The following is a 4,246-nucleotide window of genomic DNA, read 5'->3' as shown; positions in this document are numbered from 1 at the left end:
GCCGCCCCGGCCACCGCCATCACCGCCCCAGCCCAAGCCCCCCAAGCGGGGTGGCGGCGGTAAATCACCCACAGCAGCGGCAGCAATAAGATCGGGGTGAGCGACGAGAAAATTCCCACCAAATTGGCCTGCCCCGTTTTCAGGGCCTGAGACACCAGCGTCATGCCCAAGGCCATCGCCACCACCGCACTGGCCGCCGTATTGAACAAGATTTTGGGGTTCAACGGGTTTTGCAGCCGTGCCACTTTGGCCCCTGCCCACAGCAGCGCCAAGTGCGCCAGAAAACTGGCCGATGTGCGCACGGCCGAAGCAGACACCGCGTCCACCCCTGCCACCATCAAAGGCTTGATCATCAAGGTCGCGGCCGAATGGCTGGCGGCAGCCAGCAACCCCAGCAAAATACCCGTCCACAAAGACCCTTGGGTGTTTTCCCAAACATGGGTTTCGCTTTCGCGGCGGCCCCACACAATCGCCACCATCACGCCCGAGACCAACAAGCTGCCGCCCACCAAAGTCCAGCCCCACAGGGTCTCCCCCAGAAACAACCAAGCCAGCATGGTCGAAAAAATGGCGTGCGTGGCAAACAGCACGCCACTGCGGCGTGGCCCCAGCCGGTTCATGCAGGCAAACAGGGCCGTATCGCCAATGAAGATACCAATCAAGCCGGACAAAGCCAGCAAGCCCACGCTCGCGCCATCGAGGCTGCGCCACTGCCCGGTGAACGCGGCCAAGGCCCACAGCAAGGTCAGGGCAAAAAACAAGCGCCAGCGGGTGAACGCAAACGCGCCCATGCGGCTTGAAGCGGCGGCAGAAAACAAACTGCCCACCGCCCAAGACAAAGCGGCCAGCGCCGCCAAAAGTTCTGCCTGCACAGCGCAGCAGACCTTAGCTGCCCGCCAACTTCATGCGGTTGACCAAGATAGAGCCTGTGGATTTGGCACCCATGTTGTAAGCATCCGAGCCCACCGCCTCGATGCCCAGAAACATGTCTTTGAGGTTGCCCGCGATGGTGATCTCGTGCACCGGGTAGGCGATCTGGCCGTTCTCCACCCAAAAGCCGCTGGCCCCGCGTGAATAGTCGCCTGTCACGTAGTTCACGCCTTGGCCCATCAACTCCGTCACAAACAGGCCGGTGCCCAGCTTTTGGATCATGGCGTTCAGGTCGTCGCCCGCTTGGGTCAGGCGAGACGTCATGGCCAAGTTGTGCGAGCCACCCGCATTGCCGGTGGTCTTCATGCCCAACTTGCGGGCCGAATAGCTGGAGAGGAAATAGCCCTCCACCCGTCCGCCTTTGACCACTTTGCGGCGCACCGAGCGCACACCTTCGTCGTCAAAAGGCGAGCTGCCTTTGCCGCGCAGCACAAACGGGTCTTCTTCGATGTCGATGTGCTTGGGGAACACCTTTTTGCCCAAAGAGTCCAGCAAAAAGCTGCTCTTGCGGTACAACGCCCCGCCGCTCACGGCCTGCACAAAACCACCCAGCAAGCCAGCGGCCACGGGCGACTCGAACAACACGGGGCATTCGGTGGTGGCAATCTTGCGGGCCCCCAAACGCGACAAGGCGCGTTCGGCGGCATAGCGGCCCACAGCCTCGACCGAGGCCAACTCTTCGGCTGAGCGCATCGAGGTGTACCAAGCGTCGCGCTGCATTTCGGCGTTGCGCCCGGGCAGCTTGGCAATCGGGGCCACCGAAACGCTGTGGCGCGAGCTGGCATAACCGCCGCGAAAACCGTGCGTGTGGGCGCTGAAGAAATGGCTTTGCTGGGCCGACACGGCAGCGCCGTCGCTGTTGGTGATGCGGCGGCTGGTTTTGAGCGCGGCGGCCTCGCATTGCAAGGCGATGCGGGCGGCTTCTTCGCTGTTGATGGACCACGGGTGAAACAAGTCCAGGTCGCGGTGGTTCGTTTCAATGTCGGCTTCGTCGGGCAAACCGGCCGTGGGGTCTTCGGCCGTGAAGCGGGCAATGTCGAAAGCTGCTTGCACCGTGCGCTCGATCGCGGCTTTGGAAAAATCCGAAGTGCTGGCATTGCCCCGGCGGTGCTTCACATAGACCGTCACACCCAGCGATTTGTCGCGGTTGCGCTCCACGTTTTCCAGCTCGCCTTTGCGCACACTGACCGACAGGCCGCAACCTTCCGACGCTTCGGCCCCCGCGTTGGTGGCCCCCAGTTTTTTGGCGTGGTGCAGGGCGATGTCGACCAACCCCTCAAAATGATCACGCGAGTAGCTGAAGCCGTCGTGGGCGTGTGCATGGGAGGCGGGGGCAGGGGCGTTTTTTTTCACGGCGCTTTTCACAGAAATATTCACGAGGAGGGTCTCGAAAAAAATGGCGGGCACCAGGCCCGCAGTGGCCGCTATGATACTTGCCACCCAGCCCCAGCGCTGCATCTGAAAACGAGTTCCCCCATTCATGTCCCGTAAACCCAAAAAAGGCTACTTCGTGCGCGGTCAATTTGTTGCCGAAGGCAGCGAGCTGGACCTGGAGTACAAGCGCGAGCTCAAAGGCGGGCTCGACGGCCCCAGCCGCACCGAACTCAAGCGTGAAAGCACCGAATTGCAAGACCTTGGCACCGATCTGCTGACTTTGCGCAAAGACCTGATGGAGGGCCTGGCCCTGCCTGACAAACTGGTGGATGGCCTGGCCGAAGCCAAGCGCATCACCAACTTTGAAGGCAAGCGCCGCCAAATGCAGTTCATTGGCAAGCAAATGCGCCTGCTCAGCCCTGAAATTTTGCAGACCGTGCGCGAGGCCCTGGACATCCAGCGCCTGGGCAGTGCCAAAGACACCCAAGCCCTGCACCTGGCCGAAGCCTGGCGCGACCGCCTGATCGCCGATGACGAGGCCGTGGGCGAATGGATCGCGCACCACCCTCAAACCGACATGCAGCAGCTGCGCGCCTTGGTGCGCCAAGCACGCAAGGACGCGGTGCCCGTGAGCAACGCAGCCGTTTCACAAGGCTTGGCCCCCCGCCAAGGCCGCGCTTACCGCGAACTGTTCAAGCTGGTGCGCAGCGTGCTCACCGGCGGCGAAAGTGAAGACACCCCCGACGAGACCGAAGATGAGTGAATCCCAGTTTGACCCGATCAAGATCGGCATCGTGTCCTGCAGCGACCGGGCCAGCACCGGTGTGTACGAAGACAAAGGCTTGCCTGCATTGCAAGACTGGTTGACCCGTGCGCTGCACAACCCCATCACGTTTGAGCCGCGCCTGATCCCCGACGTAAAAGACCGCATCAGTGCCACCCTGATCGAGTTGGTCGATGCCGGTTGCAGCTTGGTGCTGACCACCGGCGGCACCGGCCCGGCCCTGCGCGATGTCACGCCCGAAGCCACCCTGGCCGTGGCGGACAAGGAAATGCCCGGTTTTGGCGAGCAAATGCGCCAGATCAGCCTTAAATTTGTACCCACCGCCGTCCTGTCGCGCCAAGTGGCCGTGATCCGGGGCCAAAGCCTGATCATCAACCTGCCCGGCCAGCCCAAATCCATTGCCGAAACGCTGGAAGGTCTGAAAGACGCCGATGGCCAAGCCGTGGTGCACGGCATTTTTGCGGCTGTGCCTTATTGCGTGGATTTGATCGGCGGGCCTTACATGCAAACCCGCGCCGAGGTGTGCCAGGCGTTCAGGCCCAAAACCGCCATACGGCCACCTCGCTGAACGCGGGGCTCGGTCTGCAGTGCCCTCAAGATGGCTTGTGCAGCAAAGCCACGGCCCGCGCCTCGATGCTTTGGCCCATGCCCACCGGCCCCAGCTTTTCTGCGGTCTTGGCCTTCACATTCACCTGATCTGCCTGCACGCCCAACGCCCGCGCCACGCCCGCGTTGATGGCCGCCATGTGCGGGGCCAGTTTGGGCGCTTGCGCCACGATGGTGCTGTCCACGTTCACCAGCTCCCAACCTTGCGCGCGCACGCGGCGCATGGCCTCGGCCAGCAACACCGATGAATCGGCTCCCCTGAACTGCGCATCCGTGTCCGGAAAGTGGCGCCCAATGTCGCCCAAGCCCGCCGCCCCCAGCACCGCATCGGTGATGGCATGCAGCAGCACATCGGCGTCTGAGTGGCCCAACAGGCCTGCGCTGTGCGCAATCTCCACCCCGCCCAAAATCAGCTTGCGCCCAGGCACCAGGGCATGCACGTCCCAGCCTTCGCCAATGCGGATGTTCATGTTCTGCCTTTCAAAACCGCCTCGGCAAACGCGAAGTCGGCTGGGTAAGTGACTTTCAAATTTTGGGCCGAGCCGGGCACCA

The 4,246-nt window shown here is 62.5% G+C and carries 5 protein-coding genes and 1 pseudogene; 2 read left to right on the top strand and 4 right to left on the bottom strand.

The annotated features are described in order from the left end of the window. Together ACIQ47_RS14885 and pmbA are read right to left on the bottom strand one after the other, a co-directional pair. On the bottom strand, positions 1-872 hold an 872-nt coding region (locus tag ACIQ47_RS14885), incomplete at its 3' end, for an EamA family transporter (protein WP_396438842.1). Between the two features lie 13 nt (positions 873-885). Next, positions 886-2,388, bottom strand: a complete 1,503-nt coding sequence (pmbA, locus tag ACIQ47_RS14880) for a metalloprotease PmbA (protein WP_296293702.1) — start codon at positions 2,386-2,388, stop codon at positions 886-888. 22 nt (positions 2,389-2,410) lie between these two features. Here pmbA and yjgA point away from each other — a divergent pair, with 22 nt between their 5' ends. Further along, positions 2,411-3,067 (top strand): ribosome biogenesis factor YjgA, encoded by a 657-nt coding sequence (gene yjgA / locus ACIQ47_RS14875; RefSeq protein WP_396438841.1) that lies wholly within the window; start codon positions 2,411-2,413, stop codon positions 3,065-3,067. Further along, complete coding sequence (gene mog / locus ACIQ47_RS14870) at positions 3,060-3,656, top strand: molybdopterin adenylyltransferase (RefSeq protein WP_396438840.1); 597 nt, start codon at positions 3,060-3,062, stop codon at positions 3,654-3,656. Before yjgA ends, mog begins: the two co-directional genes overlap by 8 nt. 25 nt (positions 3,657-3,681) lie before the next feature. Here the strand turns inward: mog and ispF are convergent, their stop codons facing one another. Together ispF and ACIQ47_RS14860 are read right to left on the bottom strand one after the other, a co-directional pair. Beyond that, a complete protein-coding gene (gene ispF, locus ACIQ47_RS14865; protein ID WP_396438839.1) occupies positions 3,682-4,164 on the bottom strand; it encodes a 2-C-methyl-D-erythritol 2,4-cyclodiphosphate synthase in 483 nt (160 codons plus the stop codon). After that, positions 4,161-4,246, bottom strand: a pseudogene (locus tag ACIQ47_RS14860) (2-C-methyl-D-erythritol 4-phosphate cytidylyltransferase); the annotation flags it as partial. The pseudogene ACIQ47_RS14860 and the gene ispF, both read right to left, overlap by 4 nt.

This window comes from Limnohabitans sp. (assembly GCF_044373035.1).
Lineage (GTDB): Bacteria > Pseudomonadota > Gammaproteobacteria > Burkholderiales > Burkholderiaceae_C > Limnohabitans_A.
The sequence above is the reverse complement of the archived record's forward strand: the minus strand, read 5'-3'. Positions and strand labels throughout refer to the sequence as shown.

Excerpts from the sequence above, each read along its gene's own strand:
- pmbA (WP_296293702.1), bottom strand. The coding sequence starts at position 2,388 with ATGCAGCGCTGGGGCTGGGTGGCAAGTATCATAGCGGCCACTGCGGGC.
- yjgA (WP_396438841.1), top strand. The coding sequence starts at position 2,411 with ATGTCCCGTAAACCCAAAAAAGGCTACTTCGTGCGCGGTCAATTTGTT.
- mog (WP_396438840.1), top strand. The coding sequence starts at position 3,060 with ATGAGTGAATCCCAGTTTGACCCGATCAAGATCGGCATCGTGTCCTGC.
- ispF (WP_396438839.1), bottom strand. The coding sequence starts at position 4,164 with ATGAACATCCGCATTGGCGAAGGCTGGGACGTGCATGCCCTGGTGCCT.